An 863-nucleotide genomic window follows, 5' to 3' on the forward strand; every position below is an offset into this window, starting at 1 on the left:
TTAATATCTTGTAGAGATATATTTGATTTATTAAGAGATGTATAAGGACTTTTGCTTTTTTGTCCATTAAATCCAGCTACTAAATCATGAGTTTGACCAAATAGTTCAAAACTACCATTTAGTTTTATATCTAATGAATGATTTTTATCTTTTTCTTTTATATTATCGTAATTACTAGTAGCAGTACAATTAGTGCCATCAGAGTAAATACAAATACCAGATTTTCTCTTAAGATCATATTCCTTGTAATGGTAAGTTGTATCTATTTTCCAAGAATCATTGATATGATGATTTAAAGCTAAAGTATAAGTATCTTTAGTAGTTTCAATATTTGTCCAATCTGATATTATCCAAGTATATTTATCAAAATTTGACAATCCAATTATATTCGAAGATGTATCTCGAAAAAATCTAGGTACACTTCCTCCTCCCACACCATTATTTTTTGCTTCTGCTCTTTCCCAAGCAGCTGATATTGTAGTTGAATCACCTAAATCAGCTTCTAGCACTCCATATAAAGTACTATTTTGTTTTTCTAAAATTGGATTAAAATATCCACCTTCATTATGTAGTGCTATAAATCTTCCACGAATTGAACCATCTTTATTAAATCCACCACCAATATCAGCAACACCTCTATATTTATCCCATCTTCCTGCTTGAGTTTCTAAAGATGCTTGAAAATCTTTTGTTGGTTTTTTTCGTACTAAATTTATACTTCCACTAGGATCTCCAGCACCTGTTAAAAGTCCTGTTGCACCTCTTACAATGCTTATAGAATCATAAATTGCACTATCTATGCTTTCATTACCCTTCTCATAACTATGATTACTTGAACTCATCGCTCCATCTATTTGAATATT

General features: G+C 30.1%; 1 protein-coding gene. It reads right to left on the reverse strand.

What is annotated here, in order from left to right:
- Positions 1 to 863: TonB-dependent siderophore receptor (locus CRU91_RS12065; RefSeq protein WP_371317930.1), on the reverse strand; the 863-nt coding region annotated here is incomplete at both ends.

The organism is Aliarcobacter vitoriensis, assembly GCF_003316695.1.
GTDB classification, from domain to species: Bacteria; Campylobacterota; Campylobacteria; order Campylobacterales; family Arcobacteraceae; genus Aliarcobacter; species Aliarcobacter vitoriensis.